Origin of the sequence: Bradyrhizobium sp. B097 (genome assembly GCF_038957035.1) — a bacterium.
Lineage (GTDB): Bacteria > Pseudomonadota > Alphaproteobacteria > Rhizobiales > Xanthobacteraceae > Bradyrhizobium.
Map to the genome: position 1 here is coordinate 6487527 of NZ_CP152412.1, position 23725 is coordinate 6511251.

At 65.0% G+C, this 23725-nt stretch carries 20 protein-coding genes; 11 read left to right on the plus strand and 9 right to left on the minus strand.

Features of this window, described 5'->3' with window-relative positions:
• Positions 1-26 precede the first annotated feature (26 nt).
• From AAFG07_RS30085 to AAFG07_RS30100, 4 genes are read right to left on the minus strand one after another with little or no spacing between them, the layout of a single operon-like run.
• Positions 27-1199, minus strand: coding sequence for an acyl-CoA dehydrogenase family protein (locus AAFG07_RS30085; protein ID WP_342723385.1), 1173 nt, complete (start codon positions 1197-1199; stop codon positions 27-29).
• Positions 1193-1990 carry an ABC transporter ATP-binding protein gene (locus AAFG07_RS30090; protein ID WP_342723386.1) on the minus strand — a complete coding sequence of 266 codons (798 nt, stop codon included), beginning with the start codon at positions 1988-1990 and terminating at the stop codon, positions 1193-1195. The genes AAFG07_RS30085 and AAFG07_RS30090 overlap by 7 nt, the downstream gene beginning before the upstream one ends.
• Positions 1984-3000 carry an ABC transporter permease subunit gene (locus AAFG07_RS30095; protein WP_342723387.1) on the minus strand — a complete coding sequence of 339 codons (1017 nt, stop codon included), beginning with the start codon at positions 2998-3000 and terminating at the stop codon, positions 1984-1986. Before AAFG07_RS30095 ends, AAFG07_RS30090 begins: the two co-directional genes overlap by 7 nt.
• A complete protein-coding gene (locus AAFG07_RS30100; protein WP_342723388.1) occupies positions 2978-4072 on the minus strand; it encodes an ABC transporter substrate-binding protein in 1095 nt (364 codons plus the stop codon). Before AAFG07_RS30100 ends, AAFG07_RS30095 begins: the two co-directional genes overlap by 23 nt.
• A gap of 474 nt (positions 4073-4546) precedes the next feature.
• On the opposite strand from AAFG07_RS30100, the gene AAFG07_RS30105 reads away from it, so the two are divergent.
• Positions 4547-5533, plus strand: coding sequence for an ABC transporter substrate-binding protein (locus tag AAFG07_RS30105; RefSeq protein ID WP_342723389.1), 987 nt, complete (start codon positions 4547-4549; stop codon positions 5531-5533).
• 311 nt (positions 5534-5844) lie between these two features.
• Positions 5845-6624, plus strand: a complete 780-nt coding sequence (locus AAFG07_RS30110) for an SDR family oxidoreductase (protein WP_342723390.1) — start codon at positions 5845-5847, stop codon at positions 6622-6624.
• Positions 6625-6790: 166 nt separating this feature from the next.
• On the opposite strand, the gene AAFG07_RS30115 is transcribed toward AAFG07_RS30110, so the two are convergent.
• Positions 6791-7090 carry an HU family DNA-binding protein gene (locus tag AAFG07_RS30115; RefSeq protein WP_021077434.1) on the minus strand — a complete coding sequence of 100 codons (300 nt, stop codon included), beginning with the start codon at positions 7088-7090 and terminating at the stop codon, positions 6791-6793.
• Positions 7091-7523: 433 nt separating this feature from the next.
• On the opposite strand from AAFG07_RS30115, the gene AAFG07_RS30120 reads away from it, so the two are divergent.
• The 4 genes from AAFG07_RS30120 (at position 7524) to AAFG07_RS30135 (ending at position 12775) form a co-directional block, all read left to right on the plus strand.
• The gene (locus AAFG07_RS30120) at positions 7524-9137 is read left to right on the plus strand and encodes an ABC transporter substrate-binding protein (RefSeq protein ID WP_342723391.1); all 1614 of its coding nucleotides are present in this window, start codon (positions 7524-7526) and stop codon (positions 9135-9137) included.
• A gap of 205 nt (positions 9138-9342) precedes the next feature.
• The gene (locus AAFG07_RS30125; RefSeq protein ID WP_342723392.1) at positions 9343-10320 is read left to right on the plus strand and encodes an ABC transporter permease; all 978 of its coding nucleotides are present in this window, start codon (positions 9343-9345) and stop codon (positions 10318-10320) included.
• A gap of 2 nt (positions 10321-10322) precedes the next feature.
• Positions 10323-11153 carry an ABC transporter permease gene (locus AAFG07_RS30130; protein WP_342723393.1) on the plus strand — a complete coding sequence of 277 codons (831 nt, stop codon included), beginning with the start codon at positions 10323-10325 and terminating at the stop codon, positions 11151-11153.
• Positions 11150-12775 (plus strand): ABC transporter ATP-binding protein, encoded by a 1626-nt coding sequence (locus AAFG07_RS30135; RefSeq protein WP_342723394.1) that lies wholly within the window; start codon positions 11150-11152, stop codon positions 12773-12775. Before AAFG07_RS30130 ends, AAFG07_RS30135 begins: the two co-directional genes overlap by 4 nt.
• 16 nt (positions 12776-12791) lie before the next feature.
• Here the strand turns inward: AAFG07_RS30135 and AAFG07_RS30140 are convergent, their stop codons facing one another.
• The 3 genes from AAFG07_RS30140 to AAFG07_RS30150 form a co-directional block, all read right to left on the minus strand.
• Positions 12792-13937 (minus strand): fructose 1,6-bisphosphatase, encoded by a 1146-nt coding sequence (locus tag AAFG07_RS30140; protein WP_342723395.1) that lies wholly within the window; start codon positions 13935-13937, stop codon positions 12792-12794.
• A gap of 218 nt (positions 13938-14155) precedes the next feature.
• Positions 14156-15343, minus strand: coding sequence for a 6-phosphofructokinase (locus AAFG07_RS30145; RefSeq protein WP_342723396.1), 1188 nt, complete (start codon positions 15341-15343; stop codon positions 14156-14158).
• Between the two features lie 225 nt (positions 15344-15568).
• Positions 15569-16936, minus strand: a complete 1368-nt coding sequence (locus AAFG07_RS30150) for an FAD-dependent oxidoreductase (RefSeq protein ID WP_342729280.1) — start codon at positions 16934-16936, stop codon at positions 15569-15571.
• Between the two features lie 78 nt (positions 16937-17014).
• On the opposite strand from AAFG07_RS30150, the gene AAFG07_RS30155 reads away from it, so the two are divergent.
• The 4 genes from AAFG07_RS30155 (at position 17015) to AAFG07_RS30170 (ending at position 21067) form a co-directional block, all read left to right on the plus strand.
• Positions 17015-17869, plus strand: a complete 855-nt coding sequence (locus AAFG07_RS30155; RefSeq protein WP_342723397.1) for a VOC family protein — start codon at positions 17015-17017, stop codon at positions 17867-17869.
• Positions 17870-17985: 116 nt separating this feature from the next.
• Complete coding sequence (locus AAFG07_RS30160) at positions 17986-19308, plus strand: sugar ABC transporter substrate-binding protein (protein ID WP_342723399.1); 1323 nt, start codon at positions 17986-17988, stop codon at positions 19306-19308.
• Positions 19305-20246: a sugar ABC transporter permease gene (locus AAFG07_RS30165; protein ID WP_342723400.1), complete on the plus strand. Its 942-nt coding sequence runs from the start codon at positions 19305-19307 to the stop codon at positions 20244-20246. Before AAFG07_RS30160 ends, AAFG07_RS30165 begins: the two co-directional genes overlap by 4 nt.
• Entirely contained in the window at positions 20243-21067 is an 825-nt protein-coding gene (locus AAFG07_RS30170; protein ID WP_342723401.1) for a carbohydrate ABC transporter permease, read from the plus strand. The genes AAFG07_RS30165 and AAFG07_RS30170 overlap by 4 nt, the downstream gene beginning before the upstream one ends.
• Before the next feature lie 182 nt (positions 21068-21249).
• On the opposite strand, the gene AAFG07_RS30175 is transcribed toward AAFG07_RS30170, so the two are convergent.
• Positions 21250-23115: an autotransporter domain-containing protein gene (locus tag AAFG07_RS30175; protein WP_342723402.1), complete on the minus strand. Its 1866-nt coding sequence runs from the start codon at positions 23113-23115 to the stop codon at positions 21250-21252.
• On the opposite strand from AAFG07_RS30175, the gene AAFG07_RS30180 reads away from it, so the two are divergent.
• A complete protein-coding gene (locus AAFG07_RS30180; RefSeq protein ID WP_342723403.1) occupies positions 23107-23700 on the plus strand; it encodes a hypothetical protein in 594 nt (197 codons plus the stop codon). The genes AAFG07_RS30175 and AAFG07_RS30180 overlap by 9 nt on opposite strands.
• The last annotated feature ends 25 nt before the right edge of the window (positions 23701-23725 follow it).

The window sequence follows — 23725 nt, forward strand, 5'->3', positions numbered from 1 at the left end:
AACTCCGTTGTTGTTGGCTGTTGTTTTCAGACGCCCAGCGCGGAGCGTCCGGCGGAGACACGGGTGGCATCGTCTTGCGGGGTATGGACGCGGCCGCACAGAACGTCGCGATAATGCCGCTCCAGGGGATTGGTTCGCGACAGGCCGTGGTTGCTGGTCAGCGACAAGGCATCCTCCACCACTGCTGCGGCGTTATTGGTCACCGTCAGCTTGATGATGTTAGACTCGATCGCGGACAGCGGGAAGCCGTTATCGAAATCGGCGGCGAAGCTGTCGATCAGGCGGGCATTGACCGCAAGCCGGGCCTCGATGCCGCCGACGACCTCCTGCATGCGCGGCAGCGTCGCCAGTGGCGCGCCGAGATTGGCGGGCACCCGCTCCTTCAGGAACTTGATCAGCCAGTCGCGCGCAGCGCGGGCGATGCCGTCGTAAATCGCGGCGACGAAGATCGCGTGCACGGTCGCCTGGGTGACGTCAGGAACCTTCCAGTCGTCGGGCCTGCGGACGTCGATCTCATAGTCCAGCGGAAACACCACGTCGTCGAAGATCACGGTGTGGCTGCCGCTGGCGCGCAGGCCGAGATGATCCCAGGTCTCCTCGATCCGCGTTCCCGGCAGACCGGCGGGAACCAGAAACAAACCGACACGGGTCTCCGGCTCGTCGGTTTTCGCCCAGACCGAATACCATCTCAGGATCGGCGCACCGGTCGAATAGATCTTGCGGCCGGTCAGCCGCCAGCCGGTTTCGGTGCGCCGCGCCGTGGTCGCCGGCAGGCCGCCGCGCGCGGGCGAGCCGAGCTCGGGTTCGACACGCAACGCGTTGATCAGCGCCACGCCCTCGACCGTCTCCTTCGCGAGCTTGCGCGCCAGACGGCCGGGCCAGCGCGTGCTGCGCGCCATCACCAGATGCTGGATGTAATGCATCGACAGCACCAGCGCGGTCGATGGATCGGCCTTGCCGATGATGCCGAGCACGCGCGTGGCATCGCGGGCGCCGGCGCCGCCACCGCCAAGCGCCACGGGCACGGTCAGCGCCAGCAGGCCTTCGCGCGACAGGTCAGCGAAATTCTCGAAGGGAAAGCTGGCGTCGCGATCATGCGCGGGCGCACGCGCGGCAAACACCTCGGCAAGCCGCAACGCGCGCGCGATGTGCTCGGGCCCGTTCGCTTGCGGCAGCTCCCTCGCCGCGGTCGTCACCATGTCGCCTCCAGTCCGAGCAGGCCGAGGATCTGCTTGCGCAGCTCGGCCAAATAAGGATCGCCGCGATGCCGCGGGTATGGCCGCCCGACTGCGATATCGGCCGTGATCCGCGCCGGCCGGTCGGAGAGCACGATGACGCGGTTGGCCAGCACCAGCGCCTCCTCGACGTCATGGGTGACGAGCAGCGTGGTGAAGCCTTTGCGCTGCCACAGCGCCACGAGCTCGGCCTGCATCGCGATCCGCGTCAGCGAGTCGAGCTTGCCGAGCGGCTCGTCGAGCACCAGGATCTTCGGATCGTTGACCAGCGCGCGCGCCAGCGCCACGCGCTGCGCCATTCCGCCGGAGAGCTGGTGCGGATAGGCATTGCGGAACGAGGACAGGCCGACCAGCTCGATCACCGCATCGACCCGGTGCCGCTGCGCCTTCAGGACGCCCTGCGCTTCCAGCCCGAGCGCGACATTGTCCCACACCGAGCGCCAGGGAAACAGCGTCGGGTCCTGGAACACGACGACACGCGACGGATGTGGGCCACTGATGCGGACTTCATCCTCGCGCAGTGCGCCGGTGCGCGGCTTCTCCAGCCCAGCGACCAGCCGCAGCAGGGTCGACTTGCCGCAGCCGGACGGGCCGAGCAGCGCGACGAACTCGCCGGGTGCGATCGAAAGGTTGACATTGTCGAGCACCGGAAGCACCGCGCCGTCGATATCGAAGGCGTGGCTGACGCCTTCGATGTCGAGCTCGGCGCCGACGGCGGGATAGGTGATCGCCTCGGCGGCGGACTGCACTACCATTTGACGACACCCTTCTGCCAGACCAGCAGGCGGTCACGGGTCCGGAACAGCAGCGTGATCGCGCCGGAGCAGAGCAGCGACATCACGATCAGCGCCGCATACATGTTGGCATAGGCTGCCCAGCCCTGCGCCCATTGCAGATACCAGCCGAGCCCCGCCTTGACGCCGATCATCTCGGCGACCACGAGCACCGCAAAAGACGAACCAAGCCCCATGAACAGGCCGACGAACACGTGCGGCAGCGCGGCGGGAATCGCGACCTTCAGCACCAGGAATGACGGCTTGGCGCCGAGCGTGCGCGCGACGTCGTAATAGGCGGTGCTGACGCTCGCCACGCCCGACCAGGTCAAGACCGTCACCGGGAAGCCGGTGGCAAGCGCGATCAGGAAGGTCGAGGCGCTCCAGCTCGAGGGAAAGGTGAAGAACGCGATCGGCAGCCAGGCCGTGGCCGGCAGCGGGCCGATGAAGCGCAGCACCGGGTGCACCCAGTAGCCGATCTTCTGCGACCAGCCGATCGAGACGCCGGTGATGAAGCCGATCGTCGCGCCGATGATGTAGCCGCCGAGTTGCAGCTTGATCGAGGCGAACACGCTGTCGAGCAGTTTTGGCAGGTCGTCGGTATAGACCTCCAGGATCGACTGCGGCGGCGGGAAGAACGGCAGCGGCAGCCAGGCGAATTTCGCGGTGGCGACCTCCCACAGCGTGACGAAGGCGCCGAACGCCACCAGCCAAGGCGCACGCTTGCGCAACGCCTGCCCGGCACTGCCGAGATAATCCGCGCTGAACGTACCGAACAGGATGAAGGCCGCGATGACGATCGCGCCGATGCCGAGCGATTCCGTCCGCGACCAGTCGCCGACATCGGGCCAATAGAGGCATGACAGCCCGAACGCGAGCCAGGCAAAGGTTGCCGCGAGGCCAACGCCATAGCTGCCGGAGAGGTTCGAGAACGTGACCGCGGCGCGCGGCGCAGCCGCGGCCGTCGTATCAGACACTGAATACGTCGACATAGATCCGCTCCGCGAATTTGGCCGTGTCGGTGCTCTGCTTGAACACCTGCACCGATTTCAGGTCGTCGGCGTAGCCCTTGAGCTCGCGCTTCAGCGCTTCGCCGGTGGGGTGATGGTGATGGGTGTGGTACCGCGCCATCGCCTCGAGATCGGCGAGGCTCGCCGCCTTCGGCGCGTAGGGCTGGAACGACTTCGCCGCCTTGTCCGGATTCTGCGAGGTGAACATCGCGGCATCGAGCAGCGCCTGGGTGATGGCGCGCGCGACGTGAGGCTCTTCCCGTACCAAACTGCCGCGCAGGCCGACGATGCAGCAGCTCTTGTCGCGGTATTCGCCGTCGAGATTGGAGGCGACCTCCTTGTACTGCGCATCCTTCAGCCAGAGATAGGCCAGCGGATCCGACGACAGGAAGGCCTGCACCTCGCCCTTCTCGACCGCAACGTTCAGGAGATTGCCGGGATAGGCGCGCCAGTCGACGTCCTTGACTGGGTCGATGCCGAGCTTGGAGAGCTGGATCGAGAAGAAGTTCTTGTCGGGACCTGCGAGATCGCCGACCGCGACGATCTTGCCCTTGAGATCGGCGAGCTTGCCGACGCCGGAATTGGTGCGGGTCAAGACGCGCATGCAGCCGCCATGGGTGCCGGCGGCGATCTTGACGTCGAACCCCTGCTCCAAGGGCTTGAGCCAGCGCAGCGCCATGCCGAGCCCGGCGTCGCTCTTGCCGGTGGCAATCGCCTCCAGCAGCTGGTCGGTCGAACCTGAATAGTTGACAAGCTCGACGTCGAGATTCTGCTTCTGGAAGAAACCGTGGTCGATGGCGACCGGCAGCGGCGCGAGGCAGACCGCGCCGGCGTTCCAGGACAGTTTCAGCTTGCGCGGGCTGCCTGCCAGCGGCGGCGCATCGGAGGCGGTCTTGCAGATCGGGAACTCAGAGAAGTCGATCGCCGATGCGACCGGGCGCGGCGCGAAGGCCTGCGCGCTATAGCCGCCGATCGGCGCGGCAAAGGCTGCGGCGGCGCCCGCGCGCAGCAAGGTGCGGCGATCCATCACCGTCTTCTTGTTATCCGTCGACATCATCACTCCTGCATTTCGGCAAGGCTCCGCCCCGCGCGCAAAACGTCTCCGTCTGCACGCCCCGTCGTTCGAAGCTCATGGTTTAGAAAAAGCGGATTTCTCCGGCGCTATTGCCCTCAAAGCAACGCGCAAATGATGCGGCGCGACAAGTTCACCGTCAATGAAATGGAATTTCGAATGTAGTCGGCGCCGCAGCTGAACTCTCCACGATCGCAGCGCGCGACGATGAAAGGATTTTCGCTGCCGTCGCGGCGCAGACGTGCGACAGCACGGCATCGATTGCACCAAATTTGAGCGAAACATCGCCGCTTGCGCGATGTCTTCTACGCACAGGGGCTCGGTGAGATCATCCTTGCTGCGCGCGGGCTGATTTCAGTTTTCCGTTTCGTTGACGGCGAACGGCTTGCTCATAGACTTGGTCGAACGCTGCCGCGCTTCCCGACGAGCAGCGAATGAATCAGAAAGAAAATGCATATGCGCAAACTGACCCGCTCGGGTTCTCCCTATACCTTCACGCGTCGCACCGCGGCCGTGCTGATCACGGCCGTGATCACGCTGTCGACATCGGCAGCGGCTTTCGCCGCCGATGCGATCGTGCTGCGCGTCGGCGACCAGAAGGGCGGCAACCGCTCGCTGCTCGAGATCTCCGGCCTCGCCAAGGACCTGCCCTACAAGATCGAATGGTCGGAATTTCCGGCCGCAGCGCCGATCCTGGAGGCGATCAATGCCGGCGCGCTCGATGTCGGCTACACCGGCGACCTGTCCTTCCTCACGGTCTATGCGTCGGGCGCGCCGATCAAGGCGATCGGCGGCACACGTTCCGACGCGCGGACCCAGGCAATCCTGGTGCGCGGGGATTCGCCGATCAAGACGGCGGCCGATCTGAAGGGCAAGCGCCTCGCCGGCACGCGGGGCGGCTGGGGCCAGTTCCTGATCAATGCGACATTGGAAAAAGCCGGCAGCAGGATCGAGGACGCGACCTTCGCCCCGCTCGGCCCGGTCGACGCCAAGATCGCGCTGCTCGCCGGCTCGATCGACGCCTGGGCGGTGTGGGAGCCGTACATCTCCTACGCCAAGCTGAAGGACAATGCGCGCGTCGTCGCCGATGGCGAGGGCTTGACGCCGACCATCACCTTCATCGTCGCCTCCGACAACGCGATCGCGACCAAGCGCGCCGCGGTGCAGGATCTGGTGCAGCGGTTGAACAAGGCGCGGCTGTGGTCGCTCGACCATCTCGCGGAGTATGCCAAGAACACGGCCGAGCTGACCAAGCTGCCGGAAGACGTGCTGCTCGCCGCCTACACCGCGCAGAAGACGAGCCCGATCGCGATCGACGAGGCCGTGGTGAAGGAGGTGCAGGCCGCCTCCGACCGCGCCACGCGCTACGGCATCCTCGGCAAGACGCTGGACGTCGGCAAGGCCGTCGACCGCAGTTTTACGGCGAGCGCGAGCTTGAACTAGCAGTGCTCTTCCACCTCCCCTTGAAAAGGGGAGGTCGGTTTGCGCGCAAGCGCAAATCGGGTGGGGATCCTGCCTCCGCAGACGCCGGCGTCCGCGGAGAGCAACCCCCGCCCTCCCCCTTTCAGGGGGAGGGCGACAGACGGCGGTGCTCGCCTCACGGGATGCGTGCCGCGCACCACAATGGAGACATCCGATGTCCGGCCCGCTCCATCTAGCACTGATTGTCACAGCACACCTGCTCTGCATGACCTTGTTGGTCGCGCTGTCGGTTTGATAGCGTTCTCTCAGGGCGAGCCCCAGGGAGAACAACAATGAACCTATCCATGAAAGACCGCGTCGCGGTGGTCACCGGCGGCAGCAAGGGCATCGGGATCGCGGTGGCGCGGCGGTTTGCGGAATCCGGCGCCAAGGTCGCGATCCTCGCCCGCGGCGCGGCCGACCTCGCGGCGGCGCGCGAGGCGCTCGCCAGGGACGGCCTCGTGGTGCGCGACTACGTCTGCGACGTCGCGAAGGCCGCCGACATCGCCAAGGCCCACGACCAGATCGTCGCGGATCTCGGCAAGATCGACGTGCTGGTCAACAACGCGGGCACCGCGCGCACGCTGGCCTTCGAGAACATCAGCGACGAGGCCTGGCAGGAGGACCTCGACCTGAAACTGTTCGCCGCGATCCGCTTCAGCCGGCTGGTGTGGCCGGGCATGAAGCAGCGCAAATGGGGCCGCATTATCAACGTGCTCAACACCTTTGCGAAGGCGCCGGCCGGCAATTCCGCGCCGACCTCGGTGTCGCGCGCCGCCGGCATGGCGCTGACCAAGGTGATGGCCAATGAAGGCGGCGAGCACAACATCCTGGTGAATGCGCTCCTGGTCGGCCTGATCATGAGCGATCAATGGGTCAAGCGGCACGCGGCCCAGGCGCCGAACACGGATTTCGGGGAATTCGCCAAAGGCCTTGCCAAGGGCACGCCGCTCGGCCGCATCGGCACGGCGGAGGAGTTCGCGAACCTCGCCTGCTTCCTGGCCTCGGAGCAAGGCTCCTACATCACCGGGACCGCCATCAATGTCGATGGTGGCCGGTCGCCGGTGGTCTAGAGCCCCGGTCCCGGTTCAACCGGGCCGGAGCTCGAGACTTTGCATTGGCGCGTTTTCTTCACGCGAACCGGTGTCCACTGCGCTCGAAAACGCTCAAGCGGGCAACCAACGGCAGGAAGCGACGGCTCAAAAGCAAAAGGCCTCCGTCACCGGAGGCCTTCTATTCTTAAACCGCGTCCTTGGCGGCCTTCACCGGCCGTGCGCGGACGATCTTCCGGGCCGGCTTGGCCTTGAACATCATCTCTTCGCCGGTGAAGGGGTTGGTGCCCTTGCGCGCCTTGGTCGCCGGCTTCTTGACCACAACGAACTTGGCGAAGCCGGGGACGAGGAACACCCCGGCCTTCTTCAGCTCCTTGTGGCCGACATCGACGAGCGAGTCCAAAACGTTCTTGACGTCGCGCTTGGAGAGTTCGGTGGTGGTCGCGATCTTCTCGATCACTTGCGACTTCGACAGTTGGGTAGCCATGGTTGCTCCATTGATTCTGGAGTGGGCACGATATGGCGGAAAACGCCGAGAAAAACAGTGTTTTCTGCACTCACCACAGCAATATCGCTGTGGACAGCCCCCGAATCAGGGTTTTTTCCAGTGTTTTTTCCGGTCAAGTCGCTTCCGACCCCTAAAATTACAGCGTTTGCGCGGCTTCGGGGCTCCCGAAGCCGGCCAGAAAGAGAATCACTCGACGCATCGCGCGCCGCCTGTGTGCGACAATGTTGCCCGCAATTCGGGTTGCGATGCGCTGCGGCGCGCCACTTCAGGTTTCGGAAACGATCCTCCAAAAGGCCGAGGCATTAGAAAATGACTCGGGTTCCCATTCCATCGTAACATCGCAAACGGGCGCCACGGCCGATCGGCTGGCCGCCCGATGCAAGCCTTTATGTATGTTCCGGAGACCCCGCGTATGGATTTGTCCCGCCTTGAGATCAACCGCCGCACGGCCCTTCTGACCTCGGCCGCGATTGCGGCCAACGTCATCAATCCGATGCGGGCATTCGCGCAGGAAACCCCGCGCAAGGGCGGCGTGTTCAACGTCCATTACGGCGCCGAGCAGCGCCAGCTCAACCCGAGCATCCAGGCCTCGACCGGCGTCTACATCATCGGCGGCAAAATCCAGGAGAATCTGGTCGACCTCGACGCCCAGGGACAGCCGGTCGGCGTGCTCGCCGAGAGTTGGGAAGCGACGCCGGACGGCAAGACCGTCACCTTCAAGCTGCGCAAGGGCGTCACCTGGCACGACGGCAAGCCGTTCACCTCGGAGGACGTCGCCTTCACCGCGATGAACATGTGGAAGAAGATCCTCAACTACGGATCGACGCTGCAGCTGTTCCTGACATCGGTCGATACGCCCGATCCGCAGACCGCGATCTTCCGCTACGAGCGGCCGATGCCGCTGAACCTGTTGCTCCGCGCCCTGCCCGACCTCGGCTACGTCTCCGCCAAGCATCTCTATGAGAGCGGCGACATCAGGCAGAACCCAACCAATCTGGCGCCGGTCGGCACTGGCCCGTTCAAATTCGTCAAATACGAGCGCGGGCAATACATCATCGCCGACCGCAATCCGGATTACTGGCGGCCGAACGCGCCCTATCTCGACCGCATCGTCTGGAAGGTGATCACCGACCGCGCCGCCGCGGCCGCCCAGATGGAGGCCGGCGAGCTGCACTACAGCCCGTTCTCGGGGCTGACAATCTCGGACATGGCGCGGCTCGGCAAGGACAAGCGCTTCATCGTCCAGACCAAAGGCAATGAAGGCAACGCCCGCACCAACACCATCGAGTTCAACTTCCGCCGCAAGGAATTGTCCGACATCCGAGTCCGCCGCGCCATCGCGCATGCGATCAACGTGCCGTTCTTCATCGACAACTTTTTGGGCGATTTCGCCAAGCTCGGCACCGGCCCGATCCCCTCAACCTCGACCGACTTCTATCCCGGGCCGAACACGCCGCAATACGCTTACGACAAGGCCAAGGCGATCGCACTGCTCGACGAGGCCGGCTTCAAGGCCTCCGGCGGCAACCGCTTCTCGCTGAAACTGCTGCCGGCGCCGTGGGGCGAGGACATCTCGCTGTGGTCGACCTTCATCCAGCAGTCGCTGGGAGAGGTCGGCATCCAGGTCGACATCGTGCGCAACGATGGCGGCGGCTTCCTCAAGCAGGTCTATGACGACCACGCCTTCGATCTCGCCACCGGCTGGCACCAGTATCGCAACGACCCCGCGGTCTCGACCACGGTGTGGTACCGCTCCGGCCAGCCCAAGGGCGCGCCGTGGACCAACCAGTGGGGCTGGGAGGACAAGACCGTCGACAAGACCATCGACGATGCCGCGACCGAGGTCGATCCCGCCAAGCGGAAGGCGCTCTATGCCGATTTCGTCAAGGAGGTGAACACCGAGCTGCCGGTCTGGATGCCGATCGAGCAGATCTTCGTCACCGTGATCACGGCCAAGGCGCGCAACCACTCCAACACGCCGCGCTGGGGCTCGGCGAGCTGGCACGATCTTTGGCTTTCGGCTTGAGGCGGCGCGCCTTGCTTCTCCCTCGCCCCGCTCTTGCGGGGAGAGGGCTGGGGTGAGGGGCTCTCTCCGCCGGATTAATCTGTCGATGGACCCGTCCCCCCTCCCCCGGATCGCATCTCGCGATGCGATCCGACCTCTCCCCGCAAGCGGGGCGAGGTAAGAAGAGGCCGGTGTCCACTTCGTTCGAAAACGCTATAGATAACCGATGCGTATCCTGAGCCTTGCGGGGCGGCGGCTGGCCGCCTCGATCCCGACCCTGTTCCTGATCCTGATCGGCGTGTTCCTGCTGTTGCAGCTCGCGCCGGGCGACACCGTCGATGCGCTGATGGCGCAGATGGGCGGCGGCGATGCCGCGACCGCCCAACAGCTGCGCAAGTTCTACGGGCTCGACCTCTCGGTTCCGGCGCAACTCGGCAACTATCTGTGGCACCTGGTGCGGCTCGATCTCGGCTTCTCCTCGATCTACGGCAAGCCGGTGGCGACCGTGATCCTGGAACGGCTGCCGCCGACCATCCTGCTGATGACCGCGTCGCTGTCGTTCGCATTCTTCTTCGGCCTCGTGTTCGGCGTGATCGCCGCGCGCGGCGTCAACCGCTGGCCGGACACGTTGATCTCGACGCTTGGCCTGATCTTCTACGCCACCCCTTCGTTCTGGTTCGGGCTGATGGCGATCGTGGTGTTCTCGGTCTATCTGCAATGGCTGCCATCCGGCGGTTTCCAGGACATCGGAACGGTGCAGACCGGCATCCGGGGCGTGCTCGATATCGCGGCCCACCTCGTGCTGCCGACGCTGACGCTTGGGCTGATCTTCCTTGCGATCTATCTGCGCATCATGCGCGCCTCGATGCTCGAGGTCTTGAACCTCGATTTCGTCCGCACCGCCCGCGCCAAGGGGCTGGACGAGACCCGTGTCATCACCCGCCACGTGCTGCGCAACGCGCTGCTGCCGATGGTGACGCTGATCGGCTTGCAGGCCGGCACCATGCTCGGCGGCTCGGTGGTGGTCGAGAGCGTGTTCTCGCTGCCCGGCCTCGGCCGCCTCGCCTATGAATCGGTGGTGCAGCGCGACCTCAACACCCTGCTCGGCATCGTGTTCGTGTCCGCCCTGCTCGTCATTGTCGTGAACTTCGTCGTCGACCTGCTCTACGCACGGCTCGATCCGCGCATCGCGGCGGAGGGCTGACCATGGACGCGGTGAAACGCTATTTCCGCAGCCCGGCGGCGGTGATCGGCCTGATCCTGCTGCTGCTGGTGATCGCGATGGCTGTTAGCGCCGGCTTCCTCTATCCGCGCGATCCGCTGGCGCTGGCCGGACGGCCGCTGGTCTGGCCGTTCTCCAATCCGCGCTTCCTGCTCGGCACCGACAATTCCGGCCGCGACATCGCCGCCCAGATCTTCTACGGCGCGCGGATCTCGCTTCTGATCGGCGGCGTCGCCACCGTGATCGCGATCCTGATCGGCATCCTGGTCGGTGCCTTCGCCGGCTATTACGGCGGCTGGGTCGACAATGTGCTGATGCGGATCACCGAGGCGTTCCAGACGCTGCCGAACTTCGTGCTGCTGCTGGTTTTGGTCGCGGTGTTCGGCTCGACCCTGACCACGGTGACGATTGCGGTCGGCGTGGTGTCATGGCCCGCGCCGGCGCGGCTGACCCGCGCCGAGTTCCTGTCGCTGCGCAACCGCGAATTCGTGCAAGCCGGCAAGACGCTCGGCATGAAGGACGTCCAGCTGATCCTCGGCGAGATCCTGCCCAACGCGCTGCCGCCGGTGATCGTCTATGCCAGCGTGGTGATGGCGGTCGCGATCCTCTTGGAAAGCGCGCTCGCATTCCTGCGGCTGTCCGATCCCAACGTCGCCTCCTGGGGCAATCTGATCGGGCTCGGCCGCGATGTGCTCCGGGTGCAATGGTACGTCTCGGCAATCCCCGGCATTGCGATCCTCGTCACCGTGCTCGCGGTGTCGCTGGTCGGCCAGGGCCTCAACGATGCGCTCAATCCGAGGCTGAAGAGCCGATGAGCGACACCGTCCTTTCGCTCGACGCCCTGACGGTGCGCCTGCCCAAGGGCGCCGACCGGCCGCATGCGCTGTCCGATGTCTCCCTGTCAGTCGCCTCGAACGAGATCCTCTGCGTGGTCGGCGAATCCGGCTCCGGCAAGTCGATGATGGCGAACGCCATCATGCGGCTGCTGCCGAACGAGGTGACCATCGAACAGGGCCGCATGATGTTCGACGGCCGCGACCTCTGCGCCGCCGATCCGGCCGAAATGCGCGAGGTGCGCGGCGCCGGGATCGCGATGATCTTCCAGGAGCCGATGACCGCGCTCAATCCGCTGCGCACCATCGGCGACCAGATCGGCGAGATGTTTGCGATCCACACCTCGCTCTCGAAGGTCGAGATCGACGCACGGGTGCTCGCGCTGCTCGAGGACGTCCGCATCCCCGATCCGAAGGCCGCCGCAAAAGCCTATCCGCACGAACTCTCCGGCGGCCAGCGCCAGCGCGCCATGATCGCGATGGCGCTCGCGCTCGACCCGAAGCTTTTGATCGCGGACGAGCCGACCACCGCGCTCGACGTCACGACGCAGGCGCAGATCCTGAAGCTGATCCGCGATCTGCAGCAGCGCAAGAAGACCGCAGTGCTGTTCATCACCCATGATTTCGGCGTGGTCGCCGAGATCGCCGACCGCGTCGTGGTGATGCAGCACGGCACGATCGTCGAACAAGGCGCGGCCGACAAGGTGCTGAACGACCCGCAGCATGCCTACACCAGGCAGCTGATCGCGGCGGTCCCGCCGCTGAAGGCACCGCCGCCGCGCATCCTCTCCGGCAAGGACATTCTGACCATCGACGGCGTGTCCAAGACCTACCGCACCGGCGGCTTCCTCGGACGCGGCGCGCGAGTGACCGAGGCGGTCAAGAACGTCTCGCTGCGGCTGCCGCGCGGCGCGACGCTCGGCATCGTCGGCGAATCCGGCTCAGGCAAATCGACGCTCGCGCGCTGCATTGTCCGGCTGATCGATCCCGACAGCGGATCGATCGTGCTCGACGGCAAGGACTGGGCGAAGCTCGGCCGCGAGGAGATCAGGCGCGAGACCCGCCACATCCAGATGGTGTTCCAGGATCCCTTCGCCTCGCTCAACCCGCGCCGCAAGGCGGCCGAGTTGGTGGCGCAGGGACCGATCGTGCACGGCACCGACCGCGCCACCGCGATTGCGGAAGCGCGAAAACTGTTCGAGCTGGTCGGCCTCGATCCGTCCGCCGGCGACCGCTTTCCGCATGAATTCTCCGGCGGCCAGCGCCAGCGCATTGGGCTGGCGCGCGCACTGGCGCTGAAGCCGGATGTGCTGGTCGCCGACGAGCCGGTCTCGGCGCTCGACGTCTCGGTGCAGGCCCAAGTGCTGAAGCTGCTCGCTGCCTTACGTCAACAACTCGGCCTCTCCATCATCTTCATCACCCACGATCTGCGCGTCGCCGCCCAGATCTGCGACCTCGTCGCCGTGATGAAGGATGGCGCCGTGGTCGAGCAAGGGCTGACCGCCGAGGTGTTCGGCAGGCCGCAGCATCCCTATACACAGGCGCTGCTCGCAGCGATCCCCGGCGGCGCATTCGCGCGCGAGCACGACACCGCAACCGTGTAGCCGGGCACGCGCGGCTCTACTCCGCCGCTTGTGGCTTGGATTCCTCGCGCAGCCGGAAGCGCTTCAGCAATCCGGATACCGTGTCGCGGAAGCCGCCATATTCCAGCTCGGAATAGGGTAGCATCGCAGCGCCGGACCAACCCTGGCTGCGCATCTCGATCGCCTTGCGCTGGGCGCGCTGGCGGACCTCGTCCCACGCAAGGTTGTCAAAGAAATCGGTGTAGGACTCCGAAAACTTCCCGTCCCGGTCGATCGAGAAGCCGACGCAGGAAACGATCGGCAGGCAGTACATCCCCGTCACCGGGGTGTTGAGCGGCACCGGCATGAGCGGCATCACATGCGAGCCGCGCGCATCGCCGCCCACGAAGTGCGCCTTGACGAAGGGCGAGATGATTTCTTCGGGCGCCGCGAAAATGCCCTGGTTCCTGACGATCGCGACCGGATCATCCTTGCCGGTGTACTTGCCTGCGATGGAGTGAAGGCGCTGCGCCGAAACGGCGACGGCGACCTCGCCATAGGTTTTCGAGACGATGCGATCAATGCCGAAGCGCTCGTTGTCGCGAAGCAGCGCCGCAATGTGGTAGCCGTCCGCGGGCGCATCGAGTTCGATCACGCTGTCGCCGGCCGTGTTGTCCATATCGATGATATGGAAACGGAAGCCCTTGATCATCGGGGGCAGCATCAGCCCGGCGCAATACATGGGATCGGCAAAGGCCAGATAGAGCGGCAGATTGTAGGCGCCGGGACCGCATTTGTCGGCGGCGAACACCATGAAGGACTCCGCGGGTCTCGCGCCCGAGAGGCTGTGGTCAAAGCTGAGTTCGGCGACGGCCGGACCCGCGCCGCGAACGTTTCCGGAGGGGGCGTCGACGAGAAGATCCTGGCCGGCGCCGTAGAGCCCGCAGGTCTTCGCAACCGCGGTGGCCGCCAGAAACGTCTTCCAGGCGAATTGGTGGACCTCGAAGCTCCCTTCGCCCCGCGTGTGCGTCATGATGATCGCAATATCGTCGCCCGTATGGCGGACGAAACCGTCGATCAGGAGACCGTTGTCGATCGCTTTCGCGACCTCCCCTTCGACAGCCGCCATCATGCGCGCAGATGGCTTCGTATGGCCCCCAACGGAGCCAATGTCAGCCTTGATGACCGAAATGGTGAGTTTCATAAGCATCCCTCCGACCCACAGCTCAGCACCTTCGCCTCGGCGCTCGCTGCGCCAGGGGCGACGGCGCGCTCATTCTCGAAAAGAACGTTGTGTGATACGATGGGTTCCCTGTGTAGGATCCACGCGGAATTATGGCCCCGCTACCGGCTCGTGTCGATACGCGCCAACGACACATTCGGAATGGCCAGCCAGGCTCGATGGGGTTACCACCTCCCGCGCTAGAAGGCGCGGTTGAGAAAGATCGGCAAGCCCCGCTTGTTGGAATAGAGAGGACGGTAGCGCTCCTTGTTGTACGCGCTTGCGACGTCCAACTTGCGCGGCCCGAGCTTGGCGTCGGGGATCGGCACGAGGTCGTAGCGACCCTCGACCAGCGCCGACATTAGCCCGGTTTTGCCTTCCAGGATTGCATCGTAGGCCAAGTTGCCGAACGTCAACGCCACAAGCTTGTCGATGAAGTCCGGATCGCCTGACCGCAGGTCGTAGGTGAGGTCAGAGACGATGGTCTCCTCGCCGGTGCGCCGCTTGATCTCGTCCGCGAACGCTTCGGCCACGCTCGCCTTCCTGCGGTGACCGTAGGCGTCAGGCTCGCCGAATTCCTGCACCTTGTAGCCCTCCCACTCGGCGCCCTCGCTGAGCACGATCAGCGCGTAGTTGCTTGGGTTGCCGTGCTTATCATCGAGGAGAAGCTGGATCAGCTTGTCGAGATTGACCTTGTGCTCCGGTATGGCGCATCGGATCGAGGTTGCGTATGCGGTATAGAGTGCCGTAAAGCCGGCATCGCGACCAAAGACGCGGAAAATGCCAATTCGCTCGTGCGAGCCGACGGTGGTGCGCTGGCGCTGGATGGCATCGCTGGCACGGGTGATCGCGGTCGAGAAGCCGATGCAGTATTCGGTGTTGCGAACGTCGTTGTCCATCGTCTTCGGGATGGCAATGATCTTGACGCCTCGCCTGTTGAGCTTGTCCGCGTAGCTGAGAGTATCGTCACCGCCGATGGCGATCAGATGTTCGATACCGAGCCCTGCGAGGTTCGCCATCACCTCGCTGGTGAGGTCCCACGTCGTGGTTGCGATGCCCCCCTTGGTGCTCTGGGAAACCGGAAAGTCGTGGCCGGCGAGATGATCAGGCAACTTCTTCATTTTGGAGGGATTGGTGCGGCTCGAGTGCAGCACGGTGCCGCCGCGCCGATCGATGACGCGCGTGTTTTCGCGGTTCAGCGGGATGATGTAATGGGACTTGCTGGCCGGATCGTCGAGGTTCAGGTGTGTGAGGGCCTCCCAGCCGCGGCGGAGACCGACAACCTCGATGTCATCCTCGCTGCCGCGATAAGTCACGCTCTTGATCACCGCGTTGAGGCCGGGGACGTCGCCGCCGCCCGTGAGAATACCAATGCGCTTCCTCGCCATGCCCACCTCCCAGGATTGCTATGTGGCAATAACGCCTGCGTCCCGTCGGGGTTTCCTCGACAACACTATCCGCCAACGGCGGCATCCTCGTGACCGCGGCGCTCCACCGGACCAGTTTGGGCTCCCACTCTTCGGAGCACGACGTTGCCTGACCAGTCCTCATCTCGGGCGGCTGGCCCCTCCACGCTCTATATCTCGCGTGCGCGGCGCGAGGTTGCGCCGCGTTCACCGTGAGCGGCGCGACGCGAGCAAATGCTCCGCCCAGCGCAGCAACTCGAAGCGATCGCCCTTGACCAGCTCCTGTGCATCGCGGCGGCGATAGAGCACCAGCATCCAGGGCGCGAGCTTGCGCAGCAATCCATGCGCCATGTACTGCACCGGCTCGGTGAACGGCAGCGCCAGCTCGCTTTCCGGCACGCCCTGCACTGCCTTTGCCAATTCGCCGCCGAGCGGGATGGTCAGCGCGACGGCGCGGCCGTTGCAGCCGGTCCAGCCGTAGGCGTTCGGTCCGAGGCGATGCATGCGCGGCAGGAAATCCGCGGTCATCCCGACATAACCGTTCCAGACATAGTCGAAGGAGACGTCGCCGATCTGCGGCCATATCAGCTGCAACCGCTCGGTCACCCGCGCCTTCAGCCGCGCGGTCTTGTCGCCCGGGCCGAGCACGGCGCCGCCGGTGACGAGGCGATTGCGGGCGTCATAGCGCGCGAAATACAGCTCGCCATGGGTGTCCGACATCGCCTGCCGGCCGGGAATGATGGTCTTGCGGACATTGTCCGACAGCGGCTGCGTCGCCATCTGCCACGACAGCACCGGCATCACCTCGGTCGCGATCTCTGGCACCAGCGATTTCGCGAACTCGCCGCTATAGGCATTGGTCGCGACCACCAGCGCGCGGCCGGAGATCTCGCCCTTCTCGGTCTTCACCACCCAGCGATCGCCGCGGCGCTCGAAGCACAGCGCGGGGGAACGGGCATAGATCCGCGCGCCGAGGCCGAGCACGGTCCGCGCCAGGCCTCGCGCCAGCGCCAGCGGATTGACGTGGCCGCCGGTCCTGTTCCAGAAGCCGCCGTACCACGCGTCCGAGCCGAGCATGTCCCGGGTCTGGTCGCGCGACAGCAATTCGACCGACGCGCCGAATTTCGACCATTGCTGCACCCGCCGCTCCGCGATCTTGATCCGGCCGGGCGAATGCACCGGCTGCACCCAGCCGGCCTGCTCCTGCTCGGCCTCGATGTTGTAGCGCTTGACGACGTCGAACAGCATTGCCGCGCTGTCGCGCAGCATCGCGACGAAGCGCTCGCCGGCCGCGCCGTGCCTCTTGATGATGTCCTCGGGATCGGGGCGCGACAGCGTCGGGATCACCTGGCCGTTGTTGCGGCCCGAGGCGCCCCAGCCCGGCTCGGCGGCCTCGACGATCGCGACGTCGACATCGGCCTCGCGCAGATGCAGCGCGGTCGACAGACCGGTGAAGCCGCCGCCGATGATGACGACATCGGCCTGCTGCGCGCCCGTCAATTCGGGACAATCGGGGCCGGGTGGCGTCACTGCTGCCCAGAGCGAATCGGGCCAGCGCACGGCATTGCTGCTCATCATGATCCTTTCTTGCGGGGGCCTGCGCGTTCTGGTTAGCTTTACTCTACTCTCTCATTCCAGCCGGGAAGACAAGAAGTGGCACTCAAGAACGTCATCGGAATCGATCACGCCGTGGTCATGGTGAAAGACCTCGACAAGGCGGCCGAGAATTACAAGCGGCTCGGCTTCACCGTGTCGCCGCGCGGCACCCACAGCGCGCATATGGGATCGGGCAATTACACCATCATGTTCGACCCCGACTACATGGAATTGCTCGGCGTGCTGACGCCGACCGAACACAATGCGCCGGCGCGCGCCTTCCTCGAGAAGCGCGGCGAAGGCATCGAACGGATCGCGTTCACCGCCGTCGATTCCACCGCCGGCGCAGAGGAGATCCGCGCGCGCGGCTATCCGCCGATCGGGCCGACCGATTTCGAACGCCCGGTGACCTTGCCGAACGGCACGGTCTCCGCCGCAAAATTCCGCACCTTCCAGTGGCCAACCGCTGAGGCGCCCGGCGGCGTCCGCATCTTCGCCTGCCAACACAAGACCCGCGAGACGGTGTGGATCCCTGAATTGATGACGCACGCCAATGGGGCAAAACGTCTCAAGCAGGTGCTGATCGTCTCGCCCGATCCCGCGATCGATGCCGCGCATCTCTCCAGGATGATCGATATCGCCATTAGAAACGATCCCGACGGTGCGGTTGCTGTGCCGTCCGGCGGCGATCGCGCCGACTTCGTGTTCTTGACCAGGGATCAGCTCGGCAAGCGTTATCCCGGCGTATCGCTGGATGGCCTGTCCGATCGCGGTGGCGCCGGCCTCGTGATCGCGGCCGACCTCGCCGCAACCGAGAAGGTGCTCGGCACGACCGGCGTCAAGAGCGGCAGCGGAATCACCGTGCCGCCGGCTGCTGCGAACGGCACCCTGCTCGCCTTCGTCAAGGCATAACTGCCATACCATGCGCGGCGCGGCGTTATGTGGCGGTGCCGCGCATGTGGGACTAGGCAGATCGAGTTGAGACGCTAGTATCTCTCCCAAACAAGAACCGTCCCAGGGAGAGAAACATGTCGCATCACCTGATCTCGCGCCGGCAGATGCTGGCCGGCACCGCTGCCGCCGGCGCGGTTGGATTGATCGGATTTCCGGCCCGCGCCGAGGTCAACTGGAAGAAATACTCCGGCACCACGCTCGAGGTGATCCTCGCCAAGGGGCCGCGCGGCGACAATCTGCAGAAGTACATCAAGGAATTCACCGAGCTCTCCGGCATCAAGGTCGAATCGGAGCAGATTCCCGAGCAGCAGCAGCGCCAGAAATGCGTGATCGAGCTGTCGTCGGGCAAGCCGAGCTTCGACGTCGTGCATCTCAGCTATCACGTGCAAAAGCGGCAATTCGAGAAGGCCGGCTGGCTCGCCGACATGTCGGGCTTCCTCAAGGACCCGAGCCTGACGCCGCCCGACCTCGTCGAGAGCGATTTTTCGGCCGCCGGTCTGCAATATGCGCGCAACGACAAGGGCCAGATGCTGTCGCTCCCGTGGTCGGTCGACTATTTCATCCTCTACTACAACAAGGAGTTGTTCCAGAAGAAGGGCGTCGAGGTCCCGAAGACGCTAGAGGAGATGGCGGTCGCCGCCGAGAAGCTGACCGATCCGAAGGAAGGCATCTACGGCTTCGTCGGCCGTGGCCTGCGCAACGCCAACATGGCGATGTGGACCAACTTCTATCTGAACTATGGCGGCGAATTCCTCGATGCCAAGGGCAACATCCTGACCGACGGCCCTGAGGCGATCGAGGCCACCAAGCTCTATCAGCGGCTGCTGACGAAATGCGCGCCTCCCGGCGTCGCCGGCTTCAACTGGATGGAGTCGATGGCCTCGTTCACGCAAGGCCGCGCCGCGATGTGGATCGACGCCGACGGCTGGGCGCCGCCGCTGGAGGATCCCGCCGCCTCGCGCGTGGTCGGCAAGGTCGGCTACACGCTGGTGCCGGCCGGACCCAAGGGCAAATTCTCGTCGACCTATGGCGACGGCGTCGGCATTCCCGCCGCGAGCAAGAACAAGGAAGCCGCCTACCTGCTCTGCCAATGGGTGGTCTCGCGGGGACAGGGCGCCCGCCTGCTGCAGGCCGGCGGCGGCGTGCCGTTCCGCAACTCCATCGTCGACGACCCCGAGGTCGCCAAGGGCGTGAAGACCAAGGAATGGCTGCAATCGGTGGTCGACTCCGCCAAGATCTCGAAGCTCGGCCTGCCGGTCATCATCCCGGTCGCCGAATTCCGCGACATCGTCGGTGCGGCGCTGACCGCGACGCTGTCGGGCGCCGATCCCGCCACCGAATTGAAGAAGGCGCACGAGCAATTCCGCCCCATCCTGGAGCGTAGTGAAAAAGCGTGAGCGTGGTGACACAGGCTTCGCCGGCGGCGGCCGAGAACAACGCCGCGCCGGCGCGTGAATGGCGGCCGCCGTCCTACTGGCCGTTCGTGATCCCGGCGCTCGTCGTGGTGCTGGCGGTGATCGTCTTTCCATGGGTGTTCACGATCTGGATGAGCATGCAGGAATGGAAGGTCGGCTCGCCGACCGTCTTCGTCGGGCTCGCCAACTATCTGCGGCTGCCGACCGATCCGCGCTTCGTCGAGGCGGTCGGGCACACGCTGTCCTACACCGCGCTGTCGGTGGTGCTGCCGCTGGTGTTCGGCACGCTGGCGGCGGTGGTGTTTCACCAGAAATTCGCCGCACGCGGTTTTCTGCGCGGCATCTTCATCATGCCGATGATGGCGACGCCGGTGGCGATCGCGCTGGTGTGGACCATGATGTTCCACCCGCAGCTTGGCGTGCTGAACTATCTGCTGTCGCTGGTCGGCCTGCCGCCGCAGCTCTGGGTGTTCAACCCGACCACGGTGATCCCGTCGCTGGTGCTGGTCGAGACCTGGCAATGGACGCCGCTGGTGATGCTGATCGTGCTCGGCGGCCTCGCCGCGATCCCGACCGAGCCCTATGAGAGCGCGCAGATCGACGGCGCCAATTTCTGGCAGGTGTTCCGCTTCATCACGCTCCCCCTGATCATGCCGTTCCTGTTCATCGCCGGAATGATCCGCATGATCGACGCGGTGAAGAGCTTCGACATCATCTTCGCGATCACGCAAGGCGGGCCGGGCTCGGCGTCGGAGACCATCAACGTCTATCTCTACAGCGTCGCCTTCGTCTATTACGACCTCGGCTACGGCTCGGCGATCGCGGTGGTGTTCTTCCTCTTGATCGTGGCGCTGGCGGCGCTGTTGCTTTACTTGCGCAAGCGCCTGCTGTGGACGTCTCAGCTTGGGAGCGAGGCATGAGCCCGCGTCAGATTCTGGGCCGGATCGGGCTGTGGCTGTCGGTGTTCGTCATCGTCTCGCCGGCGATCCTGTTCTTCCTCTGGATGGCCTCGCTGTCGCTGAAGTTCGAGATCGACAACGCCTCCTATCCGCCGGTGTTCATCCCGGAGCATTTCGCCTGGAAGAACTATGCCGACGTGTTCGCCTCCAACCGCTTCCTGACCTATTTCAGCAACAGCCTTGTCGTCACCGGCTGCGCAACGGGGCTTGCGATGCTGGTCGGCGTGCCCGCCGGCTACGGCATTGCGCGGATGGCCGCGCATAAATCGGCGATCGTGATCCTGATCGCGCGCATCACGCCGGGCCTGTCGTATCTGATCCCGCTGTTCCTGCTGTTCCAGTGGCTCGGCCTGCTCGGCACGCTGGTGCCGCAGATCATCATCCACCTCGTGGTCACAGTGCCGATCGTGATCTGGATCATGATCGGCTATTTCGAGACCACGCCGCTGGAGCTCGAGGAAGCCGCGCTGATCGACGGCGCCACCCGCTGGCAGGTATTCCGCCATGTCGCGCTGCCGATCGCGAGGCCCGGGCTCGCGGTCGCCTTCATCCTCGCGGTGATCTTCTCCTGGAACAACTTCGTGTTCGGCATCGTGCTGGCCGGGCGCGAGACGCGCACGCTGCCGGTCGCGGTCTACAACATGATCTCGTTCGACCAGCTGAGCTGGGGCCCGCTCGCCGCCGCCGCGCTGATCGTGACCGCACCAGTGCTGCTGCTCACCGTGCTGGCGCAGCGGCAGATCGTGGCGGGGCTGACGGCGGGCGCGGTGAAGGGCGGCTAGGGCAACATGAGGTGATGGGGGCCGTCGCAGGCGCGCTGCCAAAATATCGAAAACAACCCCATGCAAAGTAGCCGGCGGCGGCCGGCGTTCGACCAAGCAACTTGACACGTCGGGCAACTCAGGGATATTCTTCTAATATTCCGAAATTGTGCAAACGTCCTCTCGCCCGTTCGTGTGAGGCATTAGAATTTCCAGTTGATCTCGCCCTTGGCGGTGTGATTGCGCGAATCACGCGCAAGCTGTCCCGAATAGATGAGGCCAACGCTGGCGCTGCGCGCCAGGTTGAAGCCGAGACCCGCTTCGACCAGCAACGCATCGCGCGCGATCGGTACGCCGGCAACCGTGAACGGTGTCCCGTCGCCGGAAAACGCCAGCAGCGTTTCCGGCCTCACATCGCCGAACGCGTGCCGCCAGCCGAGCGTGCCGCGCACCGTCAGCGGCTTGCCGTCAGCCAGCGCTACCGCGCCCTCGCTGCGCAGCCCGAGCGTGGTGAAGGCGGTAGCCAAGGTATCGCCGCCGCCGCTGAGCGCCGCGCTGCCGGTCTCGGCAAAATGGCCGGTGTCGAGATGCACGTAGGCAAGCCCCGCGAACGGTTCGAGCGCGACTGGGCCGAGTGCGAAACCGCGGCCGATCTCGCCGAACACCTGGGCGGTGTGGGCATCGTAGCTCGCCTTGGCGGCGTCGAAGAAGCCGGGAAACACGATCGCGCGATTGGTATCGATGCTGTGCGCGGTGAAGGCGGCGCCGCCGCGCAGAGCCCAGGCGTCGAGCTGACCACCACCATAGAGCGCGAGGTGATAATTGTTGATGGTGGCGCCGGAGCGGCGGTCATCGACATGCAGCAAGGACTGGGTGTAGCCGCCGGCAAAGCCGGCCCGCCAGCGCGCGTCGAAGGTGGCGTCGACGCCGGATATGACGCCGCCGGTCTCGCGCCTGAGCGCGGCGGCATTGCCGTCGCTGCCCGTGTGTCCCCAATCGCCGACGGCTTGCGCCCAGGCGGTCATCACCCGCTCCTGCGGCAGAAATTTCGGCGCGGCCTTGAAGGCCGGTTCGGCCGCGTAGGCCAAAGCGCCGCTGCCGTCGATCGCGACGGCCTGAGGACCGATGCCGGCGAGCGCCGCAGACGGTCCGTCCGCGCTGCCGAAAGGCTGCCGCAGTCGGCCGATCACGGCGTCACGGACGTCACGCGACTCATCGAGCATTGCGCCCGCCGCGCTCGCGTGCAGCTCGCCGGAGAGCTGGTCGAACGCAAAGCGCGCCTGCGCCGGCGTCGTACTGGCGGCGAGCGCGTTGAACGCCGGCCCGCGGCCGAGGCCGTCTAACCCGGTCCCCGTCGCGATCTGGTTGCGCGTTTGCGCTGCGCTCGCAAAGCGCACATTGTTGCGCGCAAACGTCAGGAACACGTCGTTTGCATCATAGGTCAGGCTGGGCGCGATGAAGGCAAAGCTGCTGGTGCCGGACATTAAGCCCGAGAACGTGCCGGTCCTTCCTCCCGCTGCTGTCAGAATCATGTAGGGCGTGTTGAGGAGGAAACCGTTCAGCGACGTCAACCGGACGGTTCCGCCGGAAAGATTGGCTGCTCCACTCGCAACGATCCTGTCGCTCCGTCCGGCCGCGTTAACGTCGAGGGCGTAGACGGCGCCCGGCAGCATAGCCATGCTGCCGGCAATATGGAGCGCGCCGATCGCGCCAATCGCGCCACTGCCAGGCGAGACCGTGCCGCCGCCGGCGATCGTGGTCGCGCCGACGGTGCCGGCGCCGGCGAGCGTGCCGCCGCTGTTGACGCTCACCGCGGATTGCGCGATCGAGCCGTTGACGGCGAGCGTTCCGGCATTGATCGTGGTGGCGCCCGTGAACGTGTTGACGCCGGAGAGCGTCAGCGTGCCGGTGCCGACCTTGACCAGGCCGCCGCCGGTGCCGCTGATGACGCCGGACACCTCGGTGGAGAGATTGTTGGAGCCGACCGTCAGCGTTTTTGCGCCGAACACGTAAGACCCCGCTCCCTCGATCGAGCCCGCCGTCGTGCCGGCGCTTGTCAAATGCGACATATCGAACACGCCGCCGGCGTTGTTGATGAAACGCGCATTCCCGCCGGTGGCTTGAGCACTAAAGAATGTCTGCCCACCGGCGTTGTTGATGATCGTCGCATTTCCGGCGCTGCTGGCATCACTAAAAGAGAGCTTGCTGTTGCCGAAGTTCGTGATGCTGGCGTTGGCGGCGGTACTGGAAAATTCAAAATTCACAATACTGTTGTTCGTGATGTTTGCGTTGGCAGCCGTGCTGCTGCCGGCGAAAATCACGTCACCGCCAGGGTTGGCAATGACCGCGTTAGCCGCCGTGCTGATGTCCTGAAAGGTCAGAGAGAAGCCGTTGGTGATACGGGCGTTGCCAGCCGCGCTGGTGTTGAAAAAAAATATCTCGGAAATAGTAGAATTGAGACTGTTGATGGTGGCGTTGCCGGCCGAGCTGCTGTCCGCAAAGTGAACTGTGCTGCCGTTGTTGATCGTGGCATTGCCCGCGGTGCTGGTGTTGCTGAAGAATGCCCCGCCAGAAGTCGTGTTGATGATGGCGTTGCCGGCCGAACTGGCGTTACTAAAACTGACCCCGCTATCGAAAACCGGAGCAAAGTTTGAATTGTTGACGATTCCCCGGTCGGTA